Here is a 24,696-nt window from a genome sequence, read left to right as displayed (position 1 = left end):
CATTTTTTTTACAATTACTATTCCGTTGACTAAAGTCAACGGCAATGATCTTTATGAAAAGTAAATAAGTTTATCTGTTTTTAACGGGTCTTTAGCAACTTACATGGCGGCTTTGATTTACATAAAATCTATGCAGATCAATTAAACAGATATTGCCTTTAAGCTTTATGCCTTCCGCTTTAAGCTCCTAAAATATGTTCCGTTTTTTACAATTTGGGAACTTGGTTGTGTCCTATATTTGTAATCATGGTTTTCAAAGAGATGCTTCCGGAGCCAAGGCTACAGCCTTACATCAAGTGCTTCTATCTGTATGAATCTGATTCGGACAGAAGCTACGATGATATTGTGTTCCCGAGCGGTACCATGGAGGTAATCTTTAACCTCGGTGCCGGAAATTGGAAATCAAAGAAAGGTGATACATTTTTTACCACTCCTCCAGTTGAACTTTGGGGCCAGATCACTAAACCTTTGCCCATTCAATCTGTAGGGCGCAATATTATGCTCGGCTTCCGTTTTTACCCGCATTCGGCTGCTTACTTTTTTGATGAAAATGTATCAGAATTTAACAACGAAATTGTTGATGCCACGCACGTATTCGGACCTAAATTAAGAACGCTTTATTTAAAATTATTGGAGACCGCCGACCTGAATGCGAAGGTGGCCATGATTGAAGATTATTTGCGGAGCCGTTTATCGGCAACCGAAAAAAAGCATTCGAAGATCAAATTTATCGGGGATATTGTCAGTAGTCTTAAAAAGAATTACAGCGACGATAATATCCTGTCAATTTCCAGCCGTTATAACATTTCCTCACGGCACCTCAATACCCTTTTTTCGCAGTATACAGGTTTGCCGCCAAAATTATTTTACAAAATAAACCGCTTTCAGCATAGCCTTAACCTGGTTAGCGCTAATGAAGAAAAGCTAACGAATGTAGCCTACAGCGCCGGTTATTTTGACCAGGCACATTTTATAAAGGAATTTAAGCTTTTTACAGGTTTTACACCTAACTCATTTGCTGCTCAGGCGTCGCCTATAAACCAGGCCCTGGCGGGCAGTTAATACTCTTCCGTTTTATACAATTTTGGGCTATTCGAGCTACATAGTTTTGCTGATATAAAAAAAACAACAAAATGAAATCAGCAAAAACACCACAGGAAGTGCACGCAGTACTTGCGGCCGCTTTTAACACCAAAGATGTAAATGTAGTTATGAATGTGTATGATGCCAACGGTATTATTTTTCCGGAACCGGGAAAAGAAGTATCAGGCAGGGACCAGTTTGAAGAGGCTGTTAAAAGCATCTGCGCTGTGCCCGGAGTAATGGAAATCAAAACAGTTTACTGTCTGCAATCAGGCGATGTAGCGGTCGGCCGATCGGAGTGGAGCATTACCGACAATGGCAAAACACAGATTGCCGCAAAAGGGATAGAGTTAATGAAACAACAATCCGACGGCAACTGGAAAATTGTCATCGATCATGCATTCGGAGCTGAGGCTAATCTCGTAGCCTGATTTTCTCTATCTGAAACAAAAAATGGCCGGATTTACCCGGCCATTTTTTGTTTCACCTTTCACCTTTCACCTTTCACCTTTCACCTTTCACCTTTCACCTTTCACCTTTCACCTTTCACTAATCTCTTCCGTTTTATACAATTTTTAGAAAAATGCTCAAGCTAATTTTGAGCATAAAATAAAAACAAGAACATGAAAAATAGATTCAAAGAATTTTTAGCCCTGCATCATCAAACCAAACCTTTGCAAATTGGCAATGTGTGGAATGCACAAAGCGCACAGGTTTATGATAAATTAAATTTTAAAGCAATCGGCACATCAAGCGCCGCTGTTGCCAGCTCATTAGGCTTTGCAGATGGCGAAGAGATGAGTTTTGAGGATTACCTTTTTGTTGTTAAACGCATAGCTGCAACAACATCAGCCATGCTAACAGTCGACCTTGAAGGTGGTTATGGCGAAACACCGGAGGCTATCTGCAGTAACATCACCAAACTATATAATATCGGTGTTGTGGGTATCAATATAGAGGATTCGATAGTGGTGAATGGCCAGCGAAGTATTGTTGATGCCTTAGGCTTTGCCACAAAACTTAAACAGATAACTTCATTGTTAAGCGCCACAGGGGTAGAGGTATTTATAAATGTAAGGACCGATTCCTTTCTGCTTGGTTTACCTAACGCACTGGAAGACGCTTTGACCCGTACTAAACTTTACCAGGATGCAGGTGTGCATAGTTTGTTTTTTCCGTGCATTACCCAAATAGCAGATATTGAAAAAATAACGGCCTTATCGCGCCTCCCGGTTAGCGTAATGTGTATGCCCGGCCTTCTGGATTTTACAGCGTTGCAAAATGCGGGCATTAAAAGGATTAGCGCAGGCCCATTTTTGAATATGAACATCTACCGGTCACTGGAAAATTTGATTGAAAAAATAACGGCCGAAAATAGCTTTGCAGCCCTTTTTAACGGGGCTGCCAGTTAACAGGTGAATAAAAGTGCTAAATAATTAAAAACCTAATTAATTGCCTTGTTTTACCTTATTATAAGGTAGTTTAATAATCCGCAAAATAAGTTTAGGTTAAAGTCCCGGCAGCGAACGTTAGGGACTTTTGTTTTTACGGAAATGCTTTCAACAAGTTTCAGCTAATCTAATCAGTAAACAAATTCTGTAAATAAGCCTGCAGAATTTTGAGGTGTTAATTCATTTTATTGCAATAATTATATAAAGTCTATGGTTTTAGTAGAATTTATATATATTTGCATCATCAAATCGTTTCTTTGAATATTTTATTATCAAGAAAGACTGAGGGAAAGGCCCTGTGATGTCTTAGCAACCTGTAAGCCCACTGTTATAAAGGTGCTAATTCCTGTCTGCCCAAATAGGGGTGGAAAAGATAATGTAATAAGCTATTGGCTTGCATAGTTCGGGCTATAAGCACAATTCTTTTTCTCCTTTCTTTTTCTTGCTAAAAAATATTATTGAGTTGATATCACAATTTTAACGTGTGTAGCAATGAATATTAAACATTTACTTATTACCTGCCTGCTTTCTATAACAACGCTGCTTGCCGCTGCGCAAACAACAAATGTTGCTGATCCTAATGTTGACTGCGGTTATATCGTAAAAACAGGCGATGTTGCCCCAACAGATTTTGAACTTGTATTAAACGACGGTACCAAAACATCGTTAAAGCAACTTCGTGGTAAAGTAGTTATCCTGCAGTTTACTGCAAGCTGGTGCAGCGTATGTCGTGAGGAAATGCCACATCTGGAAAAAGAGATCTGGCAGGCTTACAAAGATAAAGGCCTTGTTTTGATAGGTGTTGACCGCGATGAACCGCTTGAAAAAGTACAAGGCTTTCACCAAACCATGAACATCAGCTATCCGCTGGCGCTTGATCCGGGGGCCGATATCTTCGGACGGTTTGCCAACAAAAAGAGCGGTGTCACGCGTAATGTAGTTATCGACCGCGACGGGAAGATAGTTTACCTTACCCGTTTATATGATAAACAGGAATTTGCATCGATGCTAAAATCTGTTGACGCTTTAGTCAACAATAAAACAGCATCTATCAACTAAAAATACGGAGGCAGCCCTGTTTGCTGTCATCAATAATAAAGAATCTATCTGCACTTATTTAATACCCGTTTTTATGAAAACAAACACTACCCCCTTACACGAAAATGCTTTCGTTTCGGTAAGCCAGTTAACCTGCAAGTCCATCTATTCAGGTATGCAAAGCATGCGTTGTTGCTGTTAATTCTTTACAGCATGTATGGTATTTAAATGCGGGCTTGCTGCAGCTTGTCTTAGCTTAATAATTACCATCCCCTAATCAATTCTTTACAGTTACGATAGGCTTATGAGCCGGGCAAATTATGTCCGCTAAGGCGATAGCCACGTCTTTTGTACCGGTAAGGGCATCAAAAATTAATCTCAATTATTAATTATCATGTTAAAAATTTACAAGCTATTACTGGCAATTATATTGCCTTTTATTCTCGTCCAGACGGTTGCAGGACAATCCGTTAAAATTAGCGGAGTGGTAACCGCCAAGTCGGACGGCCTACCGTTGCCGGGCGTTAGCGTATCTGTTAAAGGTAAAACCACGGGTGCACAAACCAATGTCGATGGTAAGTTTATCATCAACGCCAATGTTAATGATGTGATCAGGGTTAGCTACATTGGCTTTACAACCCAGGAAATCGCCGTTACGCAAGGTACAACTACCTTAAACGTAGTCTTGGTTGAAGCACCAAATTCGCTGAACGAGGTTGTTATAACGGCCCTCAATATCTCAAAGGATAAAAAATCGCTGGGTTACGCGGTACAAGGGCTTAAATCGAAAGATATCTCTGAAGCTAAAGAAACCAACTTTGTAAACGCGTTGGCGGGTAAAATTGCCGGTGTGCAGGTTACCAACAGCCAGGGCGATATGGGCTCATCCCGTATCATTATCCGTGGAGAAACGTCTATCTCACGGGAAAATCAACCTTTATTTGTAGTTGACGGAGTTATTGTTGATAACAGCCAATTTTTGGGCACTAATGGTTCAAGGGATTTCTCCAATGCCATTTCAGATCTGAATTCTGAAGACATTGAATCTGTAAGCGTATTAAAAGGCCCGAATGCAGCAGCGCTTTACGGCTCACGTGCCGCCGCTGGCGTTATCCTTATTCGTACTAAAACAGGCAAGGGCGCAAAAGGATTAGGTGTTACCATAAATTCTAATACAAGTTTTTCAAATGTACAGGTGCTGCCCAATTATCAGAATCAATATGGTCAGGGGTCAAACGGCAAATTTAGCTATGTAGATGGTAAAGGTGGTGGCGTTAACGATGGTGTTGACGAAAGCTGGGGCCCCGCATTGGATGGCTCATTGATCCCTCAGTTTTATTCAAATGGCCAGGCCGTACCTTTCGTGGCGCATCCTGATAACGTAAAAGATTTTTTTAAAACCGGTGTAACGCTCAATAATGGCATCGCGATAGCGAGTAGCAGCGATAAAAGCGATTTTAGGTTATCCTATAACAACCTGCACCAAACTGGCATTGTGCCTAATACCTCACAAGGCCGTAACTCTTTTGCTTTAAACTCAAGCTACCGTATCAATAATAAATTAACAGTAAATACTATTATTGATTACAGTAAGGATGACGCTGATAACCTTCCTGGCGCATATGGAAAACGTGCAACCAGCACCATGCTGCAGTTTACCTGGTTTGGTCGTCAGGTTGATATCAACAGGCTTAAAAATTACAAAGATGCTAACGGCAATACCTTTAACTGGAATAATAGTTACTATAGCAACCCTTACTGGCTGGCTTATGAAAATACGGTTGGGCAGCATAAGAATCACCTGATAGGTAGTATCGAATTGAATTATAAGATCATTGATGGTCTATCGGCCAACTTCCGCACGGGGACTGATTATTATAATGATCGTCGTAAAATTAGGGTGGCGTATGGTACCAACGGAACGCCGTTTGGCTCATACGAAGAGGATGCTTATAGTGTAAATGAAAACAACACCGAAGCCAGGTTACAATACACTAAAAAGCTGAATAACGATTTCTCGCTTGATGTATTTGGTGGCGGTAACATATCCGTCAGAACAAATGAACGTAATGACCAACTGGCACCCAAACTTGCAGTTGCAGGTTTATATACCTTGAGCAATTCACGCGATCCGTTGGTTTCCACCAACGAGTATTATAAATTAAAAACCTATAGTTATTTTGGCTCGGCCCAGCTTGGTTTCAGAAATTACGCTTTCATCAATTTTACAACCCGTAATGATTGGTCATCGACTTTACCGGCAGATGCACTGTCATATTTCTATCCTTCAGTTAATGGAAGTTTAGTACTGTCAGAAGCATTGGACATTAAAAGTGACGTACTTACTTATGCAAAAATAAGAGGCGGTTGGTCAAAAGTAGGTAAGCCCGCTGATCCTTATCAGTTGTTCAATGTTTTCACGTCTTCAAACCTTTTTGGCTCAAATCCACAACAAAGTTCAGGGTCTACTTATCAGAATTCTCGCCTTAAGCCAGAAACCACAAGATCAGCAGAGGCTGGTTTTGAATTGGGATTTTTCCACGATAGGGTGCACTTAGACCTAAGTGGCTATAATACTAACAGCGTTAATCAGATTCTTACAGTACAGGTAAGTTCATCAACAGGTTATGGCTATAAAGTAATAAATGGGGGGCGCATCAACAATAAAGGCGTCGAGGTCCAGTTGGGTATCACTCCAATTAAGTCGAATAGCTTTACCTGGGATATAACAACCAACTATTCGTTAAACCGGGGTAAGGTAGCCTCGCTTGATGCTGACGGCCGCCTGCAAAACGTAGTTTTGGGTACAGATCGTACTGTACAGGTTTTAGCGGCCGTTGGCCAGCCTTACGGCGCGCTGTATGGTACCGCATACACACGTAATGCTTCAGGTCAGATTATTATCGACGCTAATGGTACACCTGTATTTAATACCACCAAACGTTATTTAGGTAAATTCACTCCAAATTGGTTGGGAAGCATCAATAACAGCTTCTCCTACAAAGGGATTAACCTGAGCTTTTTGGTTGATGCACGTTTTGGCGGATCCATTTATTCAAACACCAACCGTACAGGTACTTATACCGGCGTGTTGGCTTCTACCTTACCGGGCCGTGGCGCTGCTAACGGAGGCTTAAGTTACTATTACCCGGGCAACAATACTTCGGCTGCTGCTGTGCAGGTTACCGGTGCAGCCCCGGCAGGTGTAACTGTTTATAATGATGGGATGATATTTAAAGGCGTTAAGGCCGATGGTTCGCCAAATACCACTATTATCCCTGCGCAATCATATTACAAAGGCTTTACCAATATTGACGAAGCATTTGTTTACGATGCCTCATACATCAAGCTTCGCGAAGTAAAACTGGGATACTCTTTACCTGCTAAATGGGTGAATAAGATTGGTTTCCAGGGAGCTACATTTTCGGTAGTTGGCCGTAACTTGTGGATCATCCATAAAAACGCACCGAATATTGATCCGGAAACAGCCTTTAATGCAGGAAACGGACAGGGCCTCGAAGATCTTACCCTGCCTACCGTGCGTAACATCGGTTTCAACGTAAACCTTAAATTTTAAAACATCATGAAACTTAAATATATCAGCATATTATCTGCCGCGGTTTTATTATCGGTAACATCGTGCAAAAAGGATCTGTTAAAGATCAATCAAAACCCTAACGGCTCACAAACAGCACAGCCCGACTATTTATTAACTGCAGCCACCAAAGCAACGGCAGATACCTATTGGGGTGTAGCCAATAACATGGATGCCAGTCTGCTTTTTGTGCAGTATTGGTCTAAAATTCAATACACCGACCCCGACAGGTATATTTACGCCAGTAGTGCGTTTGAGGAGCTGTGGAGCACGGGCTATTCAAAAAGCATTGTAAACCTTAACCAGATCATCAAACTTGCCGATGCCCAGGGTAATACCAATTATAAAGGCGTTGCACTGGTACTTCGTTCATGGGCATTTAGCTTATTAACAGAGGCTTATGGGGATATTCCTTACAGGCAGGCCACCAATATTGATCAGTACCTTACCCCGGCTTATGACACCCAAAAGGATGTTTATTTTGCTTTGCTGGATGACCTTAAAGCAGCTCAAACGGCGCTTGATCCATCAGGCAAAGCTATAGCAGGAGATGTGATCTATAGCAACAATATTGCTTCATGGAAAAAGTTTGCCAACTCGTTAAGGCTTCGCATCGCCTTGCGCATTGCCGATAGGGAACCTGCAAAAGCTAAGCAAGTATTAGATGATATTAAGACCGAAGGCGGTTTATACATCAGTTCGAATGTCGAAACCGCGCAGTTGGTTTATTTAGATTCGCCTAACCAAAATCCGATAAGCAACCTGTTTGATACCCGTGACGATTACCGTATCAGCAAAACTATAGTGGATAAGCTGTTTGCACTTAATGATCCCCGCTTATCAATATATGCCGCTAAAACACAGGATGTAACGCCTCAAACCTATGTTGGCTTGCCAAACGGTTTGTTGGTGGGCGATGCCAGCAATTACGGCTTCACCAAAACTTCTAAACCAGGCACTTATTTTCGTGCACCACATGCCCCTGCTGTAATATTAAGCTATGCGGAGAGCTTGTTTGACAGGGCAGAGGCTGCCGCTCGCGGTTTTACTACCGAAGATGCCGCTTCATTATACGGTCAGGCGGTTACTGCTGCGTTGGCACAGTACAGTATTGCTTCGGCTGATATCGCTACTTATATAGCGCAGCCGGCAGTGCAATATGATGCCTCTAATTATAAAAAATCAATAGGCGAGCAAAAGTGGTTAGCGCTGTTTGGCCAGGGATTGGAAGGCTGGACCGAATGGCGCAGGCTTGATTATCCGCAATTACAGCCGGCAGTTGCAGGTACACTTAATGGTAAAATACCGGTAAGGTTTATTTATCCGGGAACAGAGCAATCGCTGAACAAAACTAATTACCAGTCGGCAGTAGCAGCACAGGGAGCCGATGCGCTTACTACCAAGCTTTGGTTTGATGTAAACTAAACAAGTGTCACTTCGTAAAATAAAACGGATTTCTCCAAAAGGAAATCCGTTTTTTATTGAAAATAAAGCTGAAATTTGCGGTATGGCTTTGGCCCTGTTTTTAGGATTAACAAAAAATAACAAGAAATTCCGGAGATCTGCGTGTCTCATCAGGAAGATTACAACAAATTATAGCGAGTGAAGATAGAAGAAACCGTGATTTTGGTTGATCGCGATGATCAGGAAATTGGCACTATGGAAAAAATGGAGGCGCATCTTCAGGGGAAGCTACACCGTGCGTTTTCAGTTTTTATTTTTAATAAAAAAGGAGAGCTCCTGTTACAGCGACGCGCCGAAGGCAAATATCACTCGGGTGGTAAATGGACAAACACCTGCTGCAGCCATCCAAGGCCCGGCGAACCCACATTTGCAGCAGCCCATCGCAGGTTACAGGAGGAGATGGGAATGGCCGCCGAACTTAACTTTGTATTTTCTTTTGTTTACTGTGCAGCTATCCAGGACGATCTGGTTGAAAATGAATACGATCATGTGTTTTTTGGCATCACCGATGCTTTGCCGATCCCTGACCATGGCGAGGTCTCCTCATTTAAATACATAACCATGGCCCGGCTGGCAGTCGACCTGAAAGAAAACCCGGGCGATTATACCAGGTGGCTCGCCATATGTTTCGACGAGGTAATGGATCATTATCAGCAATTACAGATCGCCGATATGCAGTAATAGTTGCTGTAAAATAATGCTGTCCTTACAATTTTTCTATATGATAAGGGTGAGCCATTACTTCTTATTGTAACGGGTATTTTACATTTTTGCAATATTATTGTTTACTTTACAATTAATTAGGTAGCTTTAATCTTCCAATTATTTGTGTAATTCACAGCCTGCAACGTGTTAATGAAAAAGGGATCCTTCTGCTGCATTGTTCTTTGTTTGATCATTTCCTCGGTCTATGCCCAGTCGCCCATCAAAAATAAGATCCTCAATTATTCTTTAAAAAATGGTCTTTCTTTTGGTATTGTAAATAGCATTACACAGGATGATAAGGGTTTTATGTGGTTTGCCACCAATGATGGCCTCAATCGTTTTGACGGTACAACTTTTAAGATTTTTAAATCGCGCCTGGGCGATTCAACTGCGCTGGCCAGTAACTATGTACAAAAGGTTTTGTGCGATGTTCATGGCAGCATCTGGGTATCGTCAAGAAACGGCCTCAGCAAATTTGATAGCCGTACAGAAAAGTTTATCCATTATAAATTCACCTCTAACAGGGCCGTCAAAAACGATATCAGTAATATCATTCAAAGCCATGATGGTAATTTATGGATCACATCTTATGGGCAGGGCTTTTCTTATTTCAATACCAAATCGGCAAAGGTTGTTAATTACACCCAGGCCAATTTATCCCGGTTGTCAAGTAACAGGGTGCTCTGTTTGTACGAAGATTCAAGGGGCCTGGTATGGGTGGGTACACAGGAGGGCAGCATCAATGTTTTTAGTCATAAGGATGGTGTAATAGCCAACCTTGCGGGCATAGGCCCTCCAATAGCCAACCTGCCGGGTACCCGGATCAATGACATTTTTGAAGATCATTTTCACAACATGTGGATAGCAACCGGAGGCGGGCTCGGCTACTACAACAGGCAATCAAATAAATTTACCTTACTACAAACCGGTCAGCAGGGTATTAAAAGTAAACGATACATATCAGTTATTGAGGATAGTGATAAGCAATTGCTTGTAGGCCTGCAGGATGGCGGTTTGTTTAAAGTTAACATTGGCACAAGTCCCAACTACAACATTAATAACTTTTTTCTTCAGCCGGTAACCGGCGATGACGGATATTACCTTACACAGCGCTCTGTTCAAACGCTTTATATAGATAAGGATAAAAATGTTTGGGTAGGTACCTATGGCGATGGCATTTACATGGTGAGCAGCATTAAGGAGAAATTTTCAAAGATTGCTAAAAAGCGATATGGGGCCAGCGGCGAAAGCTTGGTAAGGTTTTATGGCCTGTGCCAGGATAGCGACGGCTTTTTATGGCTGGGCACTGATGGCGAGGGGATTTACAAAACCAGCCGCAACGGCACCCTGATAAAGCAATACAAAGCAGATGGGCAACCCGGCAGTATTACCGATAATGCCATTTTATTCGGCTATACCGATCAGGATGGTAATTTATGGTTTGGTACTTATGCGAAGGGGCTTTTGCAGTATAACAAGAAAACGGATTCGTTTGTCAACTACGTACACAGCCAGGCAAATAACAAAAGCCTGGGGGGTAACGACGTACGGGTTATATACCAGGACAAGTATAAAAATTTATGGATTGGCACCAATGGCGGCGGCTTGTGTCTGTTTAATGCCGTTACAAAAACTTTCACCAACTATACACCTGCCAATAGCGGCCTTACTTCATACGATGTAAGATCAATTGCCGAAGACGATAAAGGTAATTTATGGGTTGGTACTTATGGTGGGGGACTTGATTTTTATAACGCCGGGCAAAAGAAATTCAGCAGGTATTTTAAACCCGCCGATGAAAAAAGCAATTTACCAGGTCAGGTGATATTTTCACTCCATCCCGACAAACAACACAGGTTATGGATAGGAACTGAAGGCGATGGACTAATTTCATACGATCTTCAAAACCGGGTTTTTAAAAAGTTTAATGAAACTAATGGTCTCGCTAACAATACAGTATCGGCCATTAAGGAATCATCCGATGGTTCATTGTGGCTAAGTACCAATAAAGGCTTATCAAACCTTGATGTACGGAATAACAAGATCTTAAATTATGATCAGTCGGACGGGTTACAGGCCGGGCAGTTTAACGCGGGGTCTGTTTTGTTTGATTCTGCTAATGGATTGATGTATTTTGGGGGAACAGAAGGGCTTAACTTTTTTGACCCTGAAAAAGTAAATCAAAGCGACTATAAACCAAAAGTTATTATAACCGGATTACAAATTTTTGGTAAGCAGGTTGAAGTTGGCGGGCTTGACAAGGATCGTACCGTATTGCCCGAAGCCATTAACCAGGCAAGGCAGATCGTATTACAGCCCGATCAGTCGGTATTTTCTATCCAGTATGCCTCGTTAAATTATACCTATCCGGATAAAGGCGGTTTTGCTTATAAACTGGATGGCCTTGATAAAACCTGGAACTATGTTGGCGATCAGCGGCTTGCGACCTACCGCTACCTTGAACCCGGAGAATATACGTTCAGGGTAAAAGCATCTAACCAGGATGGCTTGTGGTTTGATAATTATGCCACCTTACAGGTTAAGATCCTGCCGCCCTGGTATAAAACCTGGTGGGCTTATTTAATTTATATAGCAGCAGCAGGGGTTGTAACTTATTACTATATACTTTACAGAAACCGCCAAACCAGGCTTAAATACGAGGTTAAAGTAGCCCAGCTTTCGGCCGAAAAAGATAAGGAGCTTAACGAGCGTAAACTTTCTTTTTTTACCAATATTTCGCATGAGTTCCGTACACCATTAACGCTCATCATCAACCCGGTAAAGGATATGTTGTTCGGGAAGGGCGAGGTTACTGATGACGCCGGCAATTTGCATATCATTTATCGCAACGCACGGCGTCTTTTGAGTTTGGTTGATCAGCTTTTACTGTTCAGGAAAGCCGAAAGCGACACTGATAAGCTTAAAATAGTAAGGCTTAATATCGTATCGCTTTGTCATGAGGTGTTTTTGTGTTTTAACCATCAGGCGCGCACCAAACACATCCAGTTTGATTTTATTAGTGAAAAAGATGCTATAGAGATTTACGCAGACAGGGAGAAAATGGAAATAGCCCTGTTTAATCTCATCTCGAATGCGTTAAAGTTTACACCGGAGTATGGCATAGTAACTTGTACAATAGCCGATTTTAACGATAAAATTACCATTGAGATAAAGGATAGCGGCTGTGGAATAGCGGAGGGTACCGGCGATCAGTTATTCGGCAAGTTTTACCAGTTGCAAAATTCGGCGCCAATGGCAGGCGGTTTTGGTATTGGGCTATATTTGGTTAAAGCGTTTATTGAAAATCATAAAGGCAGCATCGGTTATAGCAGCCAGCAGGGGCAGGGTACGGTGTTTCATGTATCGTTGTTAAAAGGCAGAGAACATTTTGGGCAGCAGTTTGTGTTTGAAGACGTTGCCGAAACTTCGGTATTCCTGGATGAGCTGATGGAGAATAAGGGTGAATTAGTCGCCGTTGAAGCTGAAAACGCCGTCGCAGCCAAAAGTTCTGAGGCTTTAAGCTCCGATACCAAAACCATGTTGCTGATTGATGATAACCAGCAGATCCGTACTTACCTTAAACAAATTTTTAGCGATGAGTTTGAGATTTTTGAGGCTGATAATGGTACAGATGGGCTTGACCTTGTTTATCACCTGGTACCCGATATTGTGATAAGCGACGTAATGATGCAGGGATTAAGCGGTATTGAAGTATGCAGCCGTATTAAGGAAGATCCTGTGCTGAACCACATCCCCGTGATATTGCTTACCGCCAGTTCCTCACCCGAAATAAAGCTTAAAGGTATTGAGGGAGGGGCGGATGATTATATTAGCAAGCCTTTTGAAAAAGAGATCCTGGTGGCCCGTGTTAACGGGATCCTGAAAAGCAGGAACAACCTGCAGAAGTATTTCTATAATGAAATAACCCTTAACAAATCAAACGATCTGAAGATCTCGCAGGAGTACAAGGAGTTTTTGGAAAAATGCCTCCAGATAGTTGAACAGCACTTAACCGACCCGGATTTCAGCATTAAAACACTGGCTGCCGAAATAGGCATGAGCCACTCTAACTTATACAAGCGGATCAAATCTATTTCCGGGCAATCTGCCAATAGTTTTATCCGTTTTATCCGCTTGCGTAAGGCCGCCGAAATCTTGCTTACAACCGATAGCACTGTGTACGAAACAGCTTATAAGGTGGGCTTAAATGATTTGAAATACTTCAGGGAGCAGTTTAATAAGGTGTTCGGCATTAATCCGTCCGATTACATTAAGAAATATCGTAAGCCATTTCACAACAATTACAACGTGAACCGGGATGTAATTAAGGAGAATTAATCGCGTTTATCGGTTGGCTGATTCACCTGGTTTATACCTCGCCGGACCAACTTCCCTTCGGCTTCAGGTTCACAGCAAAGAGCTAAGAGTGGTTTTTGTGGCCCTTCTTTACAAAGTAACGAGGTGACGATAAGCGCAGCAATGTTTGGGGGCTAAATACTACAACTTATTTTTGTCCCCCTGCCAGTATTGATTTACCCCCTCTTTAAAAAGTGCCCCAAACGCTGTTTTTAAGCATTTTTTATGAAATACCCCCTGTCTTATTCAGAATTTACCCCTCACTCATTTTTGCTTTAAAACGCAATTTAGCCCTACCAATAACCAAGGTTTAAACCAAACTTTTGTGCTGTGTATAAACAATAAGGTCAAAATGGGGCGGTAGTTTATCGATGCCGAATCCACTTTCTTGTTTTTATGCGCCTCGCTTTGTAAGGTTTGAGCCGATTAAAAAACCAATTTTTTAAAACCATATGAAACTAAATTTACATGTAAAGGATTCTCCCCATCGGAAAAGGTCACCCCGCTTTTTCGTTGTTGCGGCCGGCATGGCCGTAGCTTGTTTAGCTACAGTTCAAATGCCGGTAATGGCTTTTGCGGGTACTATTAACGAGCAGCGTTTACCTGATGCCAGGATAACGGGTAAAGTAACCGACGAAAAAGGCGAAACATTACCCGGAGTAAGCGTTTCGTTAAAAGGGACTTCAACCGGCGTGGTAACCGATATTAAAGGTAACTTTAGCCTTAACGTCCCCAATGCTTCATCGGGCACACTGGTGTTTAGCTACATCGGTTACACCTCACAAGAGGTTGCACTGAACGGACAAACCACTATCAACGTGCAATTAACTGCAGATTCAAAGTCATTGAATGAGGTAGTAGTTGTAGGTTACGGTACCCAGAAAAAGGCAACTTTAACAGGCTCCATTTCGCAGGTAAAAGGTGCTGAATTGGTAAAAAGCCCTCAGCCCAACTTATCAAACTCTTTAGCCGGTCGTTTTTCTGGCGTAATTGTAAACAACCGTAGCGGCGAACCTGGTTACGATGGTTCAAGTATTACTATTCGTGGTCAGGCTACTACGGGCAGCAACGATGTACTTATTGTAGTTGATGGTGTGCCAGGTCAGATAGGTGGTTTGGAAAGGCTTGATCCTAATGATATCGAAAGCATGTCGGTATTAAAAGACGCATCTGCGGCTATTTATGGTAACAGGGCGGCAAACGGCGTTATTTTGGTTACTACCAAACGCGGTAAAACGGGCAAGCCAACTATTAATTATAGCTTCAATCAGGGCTTCAGTTCGCCAACCCGTTTGCCAAAAATGGCCGACGCGGCAACCTATGCTCAGATCATGAATGAGATCAATTATTATGCAAGTCCAACGCAGGGTTTAAATCAGTCTTACTCGGCCGAGCAGATCCAAAAGTTTAAGGATGGTTCTGATCCGCTTAATTATCCAAATACCGACTGGGAAAAACAGACACTTAAAGGGACTGCTTTGCAAAACCAACACAGCCTTTCTGTTGCTGGGGGAAGTGAAGATGTAAAGTATTTTGTATCCCTTGGTACTATTTATCAGGATGGTATATACAAGAATGGTGTTACCAAATACCATCAATATAATTTCCGTTCAAATATTGATGCCAACGTAACCAAACGTTTAAAAGTTGGTTTATCGCTATCCGGCCGCCAGGAAGACAGGATTTTTCCGCAGATAGGCGCTGGTGACGTATTCCGTTCGGTATATAGGGCTAAACCTATTGTAGCCGCTTACTATCCAAACGGCTTACCTACCAGGGGTATTGAAGGTAGCAATCCTGCTGTTGCTGTAACAGATATTGGAGGCACTAATAACAATCCTAAACAGGTTTTTAACGGTATTTTACGAGGCAGTTACGCTATTCCGGGTATAGAAGGTTTATCTCTTGATGGTTTCTTTTCTGTAGATAAATCATACACGTTTGATAAAAACTTTAGCAAACCATATGTTTTATACAGCTATGATCCATCACAGAAAATCTATAACCAATCAATAGTTGGTGGAAATAACAATAAGGCTATGTTATTTGAGTCTCAAAATAACGAGTCGCTTATTACCTCAAACATCAAGCTAAATTTTGCAAGGAAGTTTGGTTCGCATGATATTAACGCGTTTGTTGGTTATGAGCAAAGTAAAAATCATCTGGAATATTTTGATGCTACCCGTTATAACTATTTATCAAATCAATTACCTGAGCTATCGCAAGGTGGTGGTGCAGCTACTGACTACCTTAACTCGGGTTATAGCTCAAATTACAACCGTCGTAGCGTAATCAGCCGTTTGGCTTATGCATATGACGAAAAATATCTCTTTGAAGGCCAGTTGAGGGCCGATGGGAGCTCAATATTTCCGTCAGGCAAACAATGGGGCTATTTCCCATCTGCTTCGGTAGGATGGAGAATCTCGAAAGAAAACTGGTTTAAAAACAGCGTTGGTTTTTTTGATGATTTGAAGGTAAGGGCATCATACGGTTCGCTGGGTAACGACAATGTTAAGGGCTTCCAATATTTTGATAACTATGTTTTGGTTAACAATGCTTTTGTAGCTTTTGATTCCCAAGCCAATTCAAATACAATTCAGCCAAATGTAAAGCTTGTAAAGCTTGCTAATCCTAACATCACCTGGGAAGTTTCAAGAAAACTGGATATTGGTATCAACGCCACCTTCCTGCACAATTTTACTGTCGAGGCGATTTATTTCAAACAAAAAAGGACTGATATTTTAACATCGCGCAATGCTTCGTTGCCCGGCTCATCTGGTATCGTAAACCCTTATGACGATGGAAGCACTAATTATACTCCTTTAGTTCCTTCTGAAAATATTGGTAAAGTAAATAGCCAGGGTTTTGAAGCTACTTTAGGTTATAACCACACCGGCGATAAATTTAGCTGGGGGATAAGTGGTAACTTCACTTACGCTAAAAGCAAGATTGTATTTATAGACGAAGCTCCCGGAACTTTAGCTCATCAACGTAAAACCGGCAGGCCATTAAATACTTATCTGCTTTACAACGCTATCGGCATTTTCCGCACCCAGGCAGAGTTGGATAGTTACCCGCATGTGCCAGGAGCGCAGGTTGGCGACCTGAAATATCAAGATTTAAGCGGGCCAGATGGTAAAGTAGATGGTAAGCTTACTGCAGACGATCAAATGCGTTCTAAATATGGTAACATCCCGCAAATTACTTATGGTGTAAATGTAAATGCGGCATATAAAAACTTCGACCTTTCGCTTTTGTTTTCCGGTCAGGCACAGGTTAGTCAATATGTATTGCCCGAAGCCGGCAGCATAGGCAACTTTTACAGCAGCTGGGCCGATAACAGATTTAGCCCTTCAAATCCAAACGGCACTTATCCAAAGGTTGCAGATCGCGCGTCGAACTCGGTAAACGGCTCGTATCAAAATACGTTTTGGCTTAACGATGCTTCGTTCTTCAGGTTAAAGAACGTTCAATTAGGCTATAATTTCAGTGCACCATTCCTTTCGAAAATTAAACTTGGCGGCTTAAGGGTTTATGCAAGTGCGTTTAACCTGTTTACCATTACCAAAGTAAAAGATTATGATCCTGAAGGTAACAGCGGCAGCGGCCAGTTTTATCCGCAGCAGAGAATTATAAACTTAGGTGTTAACGTGAAATTTTAATCAGTAATCAATAATGAAACTACAATATAAAACCCCATTATATGTGATGATATGCGGCGCAATGCTGAGTGTCACAGCATGTAAAAAAGATCTGTTGAATGTGCAGGCAACCGACAGGATCTCTACAACTGCTATCGAATCAGATACGGCAGTATATGAAGCTTTTGTAACCAATCGGTACATCGGCGAAAGGTTACAGGATAAAGAGGGCGATGGCTCAAACCCGGGCTTTGGCCGTGGCTTTGAATATAGCATGTGGAGCTCACTGACCGACGAATCTATCTATAACAATGACGATGCTACCTGGTTAATACAAAGAGGGCAGCTTGCTCCCGAAAATTTAGGAGGTGCCGGTGTTCTTTGGGGGCGTAGCTACAGGAGTATCAGGGAGTGTAACTATGCATTAAGTATTTTGCCAAAAATGCCTTTTAGTGCCGGGCACAAAATGCGTCTTGAGGGCGAGTTGAAGTTTATCAGGGCTTTCCGTTACCAGGACATAATCCGCAATTATGGCCGTGCTGTATTAATGGGTGATAAGGTGGTTAACCTTACCGATAATTTACAGGATCCGGCTTTGTTTAAGCGCGCTTCAATTAAAGAAAGTATTGATTACGTTGTTGCACAGCTTGATGATGCCGCTTCGAAGCTTCCGTTAGACAATGATGGTTCATGGATATTAGGCCGTGCAACCAAAGGCGCTGCATTGGCTTTAAAATCAAGATTAACACTTTATGCCGCAAGTCCGTTGTATGCCGCAGGTACCTGGGCCGATGCGGTTACAGCCGCGCAAGCTGTTATTAGCCTTAATAAGTATGGCATTTATACAGGTGGTTATCGTAACCTGTTTTTAACCAATATAACCAACGAAACCATTTTTGAACGTTTATACACCAAAAATGCCAACCATACTCACCTTGAAATAGCCAATGGGCCAAACGGTTACGGCGGTTGGGCTGGGAATACGCCTCTCCAAAACCTGGTTGATGATTATGAAATGGATAATGGGAAGGTCATTACTGATCCAACTTCGGGCTATGATCCAACACATCCATATGATCACCGCGACCCAAGGTTTGCTGCCACCGTGTTGTACAATGGTGCCCCATACCGCGAGAGATCTATTGAGGCCTTCACTCCGGGCGGAAAAGACAGTAAAGATGGTGCCGATAACTGGAACACTACCAAAACTGGTTACTATCTTAAAAAATACATGAACGATGCTTATCCGCTGCAAAACCCGTGGGGTAACGCGGGTTTCCAGCCATGGATCTATTTCCGCTATGCTGAGATCCTGTTAAACTTTGCTGAAGCAGCTAATGAGGCTTACGGACCGGATGTTGTACCTTCAGGTTCATCGTTATCTGCACGTACCGCTATTAACCTGATCCGTTCACGTCCAAGTGTTGAGATGCCTAATTTGGCCGGAGGGCTTTCACAATCGCAAATGCGCGATGCCATACGTTACGAGCGCCGTGTAGAGCTGGCGTTTGAAGAACACCGTTTTTACGACGTACGCCGTTGGAAAATTGCCGACGTTACGGAAAATAAACCTGCCGGTGGTGTGATCATCACTAAAAATGCAAATGGTACATTTACTTATACGCCAAAAGTGGCCTTAGATGGCCGTAAGTTTTTGCCTCAGCATTACTGGTTACCAATACCAAGGGCCGAAATTCAGGCTTCAGGTGGGCAGCTACAACAAAACCCAGGTTACTAAGAACTAAATATTCCGGGGGAGGAGCTTCTTTCTTCCCCCTTTTTTCTCCCCAATTATAACCTATAGCAAATTATGAAGAACTTAAGTATTGCATTAATAGCGATGTGTTGTTTGGTGGCCGGGTGTAAAAAGGATATCGTATCAGTAAAAAAAACATCAAACCAGGATGAAGTAAAAACAGGAGATAAAACAGTAACTACAGATTCAACACCGGCAAGCGCGCTGAAAGGCGTGAACTGGGCTGCCGATGGCGATAACTTTAGCGACGGGATACTGGTATTAAGCGGCTTAACCTCTGCTGATAGTTATGCCACGGTATCGGCTAAAGCTGATGCCGTATTAACAGGGATCCAAGCCAATACAGGTGCAAACACGGTAAGGCTGCCGGTAAATTATTCAACCGTATCACAAACCTGGTGGAACTCTTACACAGGTGTTATTGATAAAGCATTGAGCAAGGGAATGAATGTGATACTGGGCTACTGGGAAGCCAAATCATCCGAAGATGGTAAGATAGATAATACCACCGAGTTTTGGTCAATGTGGCAAACCATTGTAAACAAATACGGCAGCAATGCCCACGTGTACTTTGAAATATTTAACGAGCCACATGGCTATACTTTAACCGACTGGACAACCATCTGTGCCCAGTGGTTAAGCAATTATCCTTCCATTCCGCAGGGAAGGATCCTGATCAGCGGTACTTCCTATTCGCAGGATATTACCGGTGTTGGAGCCGACAGCCGTTTTTCGGGTTGCCTGCTGTCAATACATGATTACACCTTTTTTAGCAATGGCACACTTACAACCGCTTTGCAATGGGAAAATCGATTGAAAGGCAATATCGGCGCCTATAGCAGCCGCGCGGTGCTTACCGAATTTGGTATCCCGATGACAGGTGGTAAAAATTACACCGGCGCTATTGGCGGCGATCAGGAAATAGCTTACCTGCAGGGCTTGACCAACCAGGCACGTGCCTACGGCATGGGCGCGGTTTACTGGCCGGGCGTACGTACCGGCGATAGCTATGCTATTCAACAACTGAGCGGCACAGGTACAAGCCTTACTGTATCAACCACAAATGCATCGGGGTTAAGCCGTGTCAAATATGCCTGGGGCGTGGGTGCCGGCGGTACCGATACATTTTATACCGGTGCATACTATAGGTTTTTAAATGTTAACAGCGGCCAGGCGCTTGATGTTAATGGCGGCTCAACTGCCAACGGCGCTGGCATCATACAATGGCCTCAAAACGGGGGCAATAACCAGCAATGGGTTATTGCTGCCAACGGCGGTGGCTATTACAAAATAACTAACCGTAACAGCACACAAGCTCTTGATGTTAACATGAGCTCAACAGCCAATGGCGCGGGCATTATACAATGGCCGTGGAACGGTGGCAACAACCAGCAATGGCAGCTTACTGCTACCAGCGATGGTATTTATAAAGTACTTAACCGTAACAGCGGGCTTGCGCTTGATGTTAACGGCGCTTCAACCACAAATGGTGCAGGCATTATTCAGTGGCCTTATGGCGGCGCTACTAACCAGCAATGGCAAATAGTGCAACAATAATATTGCAATAAAACAGCGCTAAACAGTGCTGTTTTATTTGTTGATTTAAACGCGATGATAATAAAAACTACTATAAAAAAAATACTGCTGGCTGTAGCTGTTTTGGGAATTAATATTCCTTTGGTAAGCGGCCAGGGCAAAGAAGTAACTATTGATATCAATTTTTCAAAAACGCACCAAACGATCAGCAATTTTGGTGCATCAGATGCGTGGGCCTGCCAGTTTGTGGGTAACTGGCCTGATGATAAGCGCAATAAAATTGCCGACCTGCTTTTTAGCCGGGATACCTATGCCGATGGTTCGCCTATAGGCATAGGCTTATCATTATGGAGGTTTAACATTGGTGCAGGCAGTACCCAGCAGGGAAACGAAAGTGGCATTAAGGACGAGTGGCGTCGTGCTGAATCGTTTTTAAACAGCGATGGCAGCTATAACTGGCAAAACCAGGCCGGGCAGTTGTGGTTTCTTGAGGCTGCCAAAAAGCGCGGGGTTAAGCAATTTTTAGGGTTTAACAACAGTCCGCCAGTGCAGTTTACTGTTAATGGAAAGGCTTACGCTACCGGTGGCAAAGTTAATATAGCACCCGATAAGTATGATGCTTATGCCGTGTTCCTGGCTAAAGTTGTAAAGGGAGTTGAGCAGGTAAGCAAAGTAAAATTTGATTACATAAGCCCGGTAAACGAACCTCAGTGGGATTGGAGCGATGGCGGTCAGGAGGGTGCCCCATATAATAATGCCGAGGTAGCAGGATTGATACGGGCCATCAATAAAGAATTCGTAAGTAATAAGATTAGCTCAAAGATCTTGGTTGGTGAGGCTGGGAGCATCAACTATTTATTTACTAAAGGTGATAAGCCGGGTAAAGGCAGTCAGATAACCGATTTTTTTAAGCTGGGATCGGCTAATTACGTAGGCGACCTGCCTTCGGTAGCCAAAACTATCGCGGCGCACAGTTATTTCACTACATCGCCAATGACATCGTCAATAAAAGCTCGTAGGGCATTGGCCGATAGTGTATCGGCTGTTAAGGGACTTGACCTCTGGCAGTCGGAGTATTGCATCTTAGGCGATAACGCGGGGGAGATTGATGGTAACAAACGTGATCTGGGTATTGATGCCGCACTATATTTAGCATCGGTGATCCATACCGATCTTACAGCGGCCAACGCGTCGGCCTGGCAATGGTGGACAGCCATTTCGGCCTATGATTATAAGGATGGCCTCATCTACATCGACAAAAATAAAACCGACGGCAATTTTTACGGCAGTAAAATGCTTTGGGCCATGGGTAACTACAGCAGGTTTGTTAAACCCGGGGCTGTGAGGGTTGATGCCGAAGTTTCATCAGTAGCCGAAGGAAAGCCCTTGCTGGTGTCGGCATTTAAAAATGGAAAAAACTTAACCGTGGTTATAGTCAACCAGGGCGCAAATGAGGTAAGCGCGGCATTCCATATGGATAATGCTAAAGTTCAGTTTACATCATCCTATTTAACATCGCAGGTTGATGAGCTTAAAGCCGGTAAAATAACCGGCGATAAGAATGTTGTTCCGGCACGTTCCATTGTCACGTTTACAGGTGTCATCAAATAGCATTTTATCTCTCTATCATCAAATGAAAAATAAAAAACATCTGCTTCTTTTCGTACTTGGCATGCTAATGCTGCCCGGCTTACTTAAGGCCCAGGGCGCCGGCAATCCGGTTTTATTTAATGCGTCATGGTCTTTCCACAAGGGCGAGATCAGTACAGGGATCAGCGGGATCGCTTCCGAAACGCAATGGAGAACTGTCGATCTGCCGCATGACTGGAGTATTGAAGGGCCTTTTAGCGATGAATGGGCAAGTGCTACCGGTTATTTGCCCGGAGGGATTGGCTGGTATAAAAAGAGTTTCGCCGGTAATGCAGCCTGGAAAGCGAAGCAGGTATATATTTATTTTGATGGGGTATATAAAAACAGCGAAGTTTGGATCAATGGGCATTCGCTGGGCAAGCGCCCAAATGGTTTTATCTCGTTTCAGTATGAGCTGACCAAGTATCTAAATTTAACTGGAAAAAATACGATAGCAGTAAGGGTAGATCACAGCGAATTTGCCGATTCGCGCTGGTACACTGGTTCGGGCATTTACCGCAATGTGCACCTTATTGTTAAAGATCCGGTACACATTGCCCCCTGGGATGTAGCATTTACAACGCCTGAAGTTTCGGCAGAGAAAGCTACCGTAAAAGTTAAGGTGAGTGTTACCAACAGCAACAAGGTTGATGCTTCTGTATTAGTGAAAGTAAACCTGCTTGATGGGAAAGGAAAAGTGCCTATTTCCCTCCAAAAACAAATAAAAGCAAGACCGGGAGTACACGAGGTTGAGTTTGAGAAAGAATTATCGTCCCCAAAACTATGGGATACCGAAGAGCCTAATCTTTATAAGCTGAAGATTTCTCTTAACAGCAATGGTAGGGCATTTGATGAGGTAACGCAATCTGTAGGGATCCGCAGTATCCGTTTTGACAAGGATAAAGGTTTCTTTTTAAATGATAAAAGCACCAAACTTAAAGGCGTTTGTATCCATGATGATGCAGGCGCCCTGGGTGTAGCCGTTCCGCAGGAAGTTTGGGTACGCAGGTTGAAATTATTGAAGGATGCAGGAGTAAACTCGCTCAGGTTAAGCCATAACCCCCATGCCGATTATTTATACGATTTGTGCGATAAGATGGGCTTTTTAGTAATGGACGAAGCTTTTGACGAATGGGAGGTAGGAAAAAACAAATGGGTAGCAGGCTGGAATGTTGGTACGCCATCCAAAAACGGATACCACGAATATTTTAAAGAATGGGCAGATCGGGATGTAGCTGATATGGTACTGCGAGCGCGTAACCATCCATCTATCATTATGTGGAGCATTGGTAACGAAATAGATTACCCCAACGACCCATATACCCATGAGGTGTTAAACACCGGCCGCAATCCGCAGATCTATGGTAAGGGCTACCTGCCTGATCATCCCCCGGCAAGCGGGCTAACACCGATAGCCAAACAACTGGTTAAAGCTGTAAAAGCGGTTGATCAAACCCGCCCGGTAACTGCCGCGCTGGCCGGTGTGGTGATGTCGAACGAAGTAGGCTACCCTGATGTATTAGATGTTGTGGGCTATAATTACCAGGAATACCGGTACCCCGAAGATCATAAAAAATATCCCAACCGGATCATTTACGGCAGTGAGAACGGCATGCAAAAACAAGCCTGGAACGCTGTTGACAGTAACGAATATATTTCGGCCCAATACCTTTGGACTGGTATAGATTACCTGGGTGAGGCCGGCAAATGGCCGCAGCGAAGTAACGGAGCAGGGCTTATTGACCTGGCCGGCTTTAAAAAGCCGGAATATTTCTTCAGGCAAAGTCTTTGGTCGGACAAACCCATGGCTTATATAGGTGCACGCCCTATTACCGGAACTGATGACAGGGGGATCTGGAGCCACCGTACTGCCGAGCCTGTTTGGAATTGGCAATCTGGCAGTAAAGTAAAAGTTGATTGCTTTACCAATTGCCAGGAAACAGAATTGTTCCTGAACGGCAAATCCCTTGGCAAACAAATACGGAGCACCGCAAGAGGGCAGGTTCCATCATGGCAGGTTGACTATGAGCCCGGCGAGCTGGTTGTTAAAGGGTACAACAACGGTATTGAAGTATGCACTAACACTATCAAAACAGCCGGCGATGCTTATCAACTTAAAGCGGTGGCTGATAATACCCTATTTAGCCATAACACAAAAGGACTGAGCCAGATCGAGGTTTACATTACCGATAAAAAAGGCAACCCTGTATTAACTGCTACCGATGAGATAACAGTAACAATTAACGGCGCGGTTAAACTATTAGGCCTTGAAAGTGGCAGCAACAGCAGCCATGAAAGCTATCAATCAAACAAACGCAAAGCATTGCATGGGCGCTTATTAGCCTATGTACAAACTACAGGTAAACCTGGCGTGGTACAGGTTCGGTTTAGTGCCGGTAATCTTAAATCATCAACTATAACATTAACCGTAAAATAGTCAAC

13 protein-coding genes and 1 riboswitch are annotated in these 24,696 nt (G+C 43.1%); all 13 genes read left to right on the top strand.

Annotation, left to right across the window (positions count from 1 at the left end; genetic code table 11):
• The first annotated feature begins 246 nt into the window (after positions 1-246).
• The 13 genes from DIU38_RS17850 to DIU38_RS17790 all read left to right on the top strand — a co-directional run bounded on the left by DIU38_RS17850 (position 247) and on the right by DIU38_RS17790 (position 24,691).
• Positions 247-1,062: a helix-turn-helix domain-containing protein gene (locus tag DIU38_RS17850; RefSeq protein ID WP_090531577.1), complete on the top strand. Its 816-nt coding sequence runs from the start codon at positions 247-249 to the stop codon at positions 1,060-1,062.
• Positions 1,063-1,133: 71 nt separating this feature from the next.
• Positions 1,134-1,514 (top strand): YybH family protein, encoded by a 381-nt coding sequence (locus DIU38_RS17845; protein WP_112654681.1) that lies wholly within the window; start codon positions 1,134-1,136, stop codon positions 1,512-1,514.
• A 192-nt stretch (positions 1,515-1,706) separates the two neighbouring features.
• Positions 1,707-2,495, top strand: a complete 789-nt coding sequence (locus DIU38_RS17840) for an isocitrate lyase/PEP mutase family protein (protein ID WP_112657998.1) — start codon at positions 1,707-1,709, stop codon at positions 2,493-2,495.
• A 305-nt stretch (positions 2,496-2,800) separates the two neighbouring features.
• A riboswitch (SAM riboswitch) is annotated at positions 2,801-2,914 on the top strand.
• Between the two features lie 112 nt (positions 2,915-3,026).
• Positions 3,027-3,593, top strand: coding sequence for a TlpA disulfide reductase family protein (locus DIU38_RS17835; protein ID WP_112658000.1), 567 nt, complete (start codon positions 3,027-3,029; stop codon positions 3,591-3,593).
• A gap of 373 nt (positions 3,594-3,966) precedes the next feature.
• Positions 3,967-7,149 carry a SusC/RagA family TonB-linked outer membrane protein gene (locus tag DIU38_RS17830; protein ID WP_112658002.1) on the top strand — a complete coding sequence of 1,061 codons (3,183 nt, stop codon included), beginning with the start codon at positions 3,967-3,969 and terminating at the stop codon, positions 7,147-7,149.
• Between the two features lie 6 nt (positions 7,150-7,155).
• Complete coding sequence (locus tag DIU38_RS17825; protein ID WP_112658004.1) at positions 7,156-8,592, top strand: SusD/RagB family nutrient-binding outer membrane lipoprotein; 1,437 nt, start codon at positions 7,156-7,158, stop codon at positions 8,590-8,592.
• A gap of 177 nt (positions 8,593-8,769) precedes the next feature.
• Positions 8,770-9,312: an isopentenyl-diphosphate Delta-isomerase gene (gene idi / locus DIU38_RS17820; protein WP_243770723.1), complete on the top strand. Its 543-nt coding sequence runs from the start codon at positions 8,770-8,772 to the stop codon at positions 9,310-9,312.
• A gap of 174 nt (positions 9,313-9,486) precedes the next feature.
• Complete coding sequence (locus tag DIU38_RS17815; RefSeq protein ID WP_112658006.1) at positions 9,487-13,674, top strand: hybrid sensor histidine kinase/response regulator transcription factor; 4,188 nt, start codon at positions 9,487-9,489, stop codon at positions 13,672-13,674.
• Positions 13,675-14,144: 470 nt separating this feature from the next.
• The gene (locus DIU38_RS17810; RefSeq protein WP_208057787.1) at positions 14,145-17,354 is read left to right on the top strand and encodes a SusC/RagA family TonB-linked outer membrane protein; all 3,210 of its coding nucleotides are present in this window, start codon (positions 14,145-14,147) and stop codon (positions 17,352-17,354) included.
• Between the two features lie 13 nt (positions 17,355-17,367).
• Positions 17,368-19,071: a RagB/SusD family nutrient uptake outer membrane protein gene (locus DIU38_RS17805; RefSeq protein WP_112658008.1), complete on the top strand. Its 1,704-nt coding sequence runs from the start codon at positions 17,368-17,370 to the stop codon at positions 19,069-19,071.
• Positions 19,072-19,143: 72 nt separating this feature from the next.
• Positions 19,144-20,646: an RICIN domain-containing protein gene (locus tag DIU38_RS17800; protein WP_112683088.1), complete on the top strand. Its 1,503-nt coding sequence runs from the start codon at positions 19,144-19,146 to the stop codon at positions 20,644-20,646.
• A gap of 54 nt (positions 20,647-20,700) precedes the next feature.
• Positions 20,701-22,236, top strand: a complete 1,536-nt coding sequence (locus DIU38_RS17795; protein ID WP_112658010.1) for a glycoside hydrolase — start codon at positions 20,701-20,703, stop codon at positions 22,234-22,236.
• A 22-nt stretch (positions 22,237-22,258) separates the two neighbouring features.
• Positions 22,259-24,691 carry a glycoside hydrolase family 2 TIM barrel-domain containing protein gene (locus DIU38_RS17790; RefSeq protein ID WP_112658012.1) on the top strand — a complete coding sequence of 811 codons (2,433 nt, stop codon included), beginning with the start codon at positions 22,259-22,261 and terminating at the stop codon, positions 24,689-24,691.
• The last annotated feature ends 5 nt before the right edge of the window (positions 24,692-24,696 follow it).

The organism is Mucilaginibacter metallidurans (assembly GCF_003286435.2).
Lineage (GTDB): Bacteria > Bacteroidota > Bacteroidia > Sphingobacteriales > Sphingobacteriaceae > Mucilaginibacter > Mucilaginibacter gossypii.
Note: the sequence above shows the minus strand (reverse complement) of the source record. Positions and strands in the feature narration are given on the sequence as shown.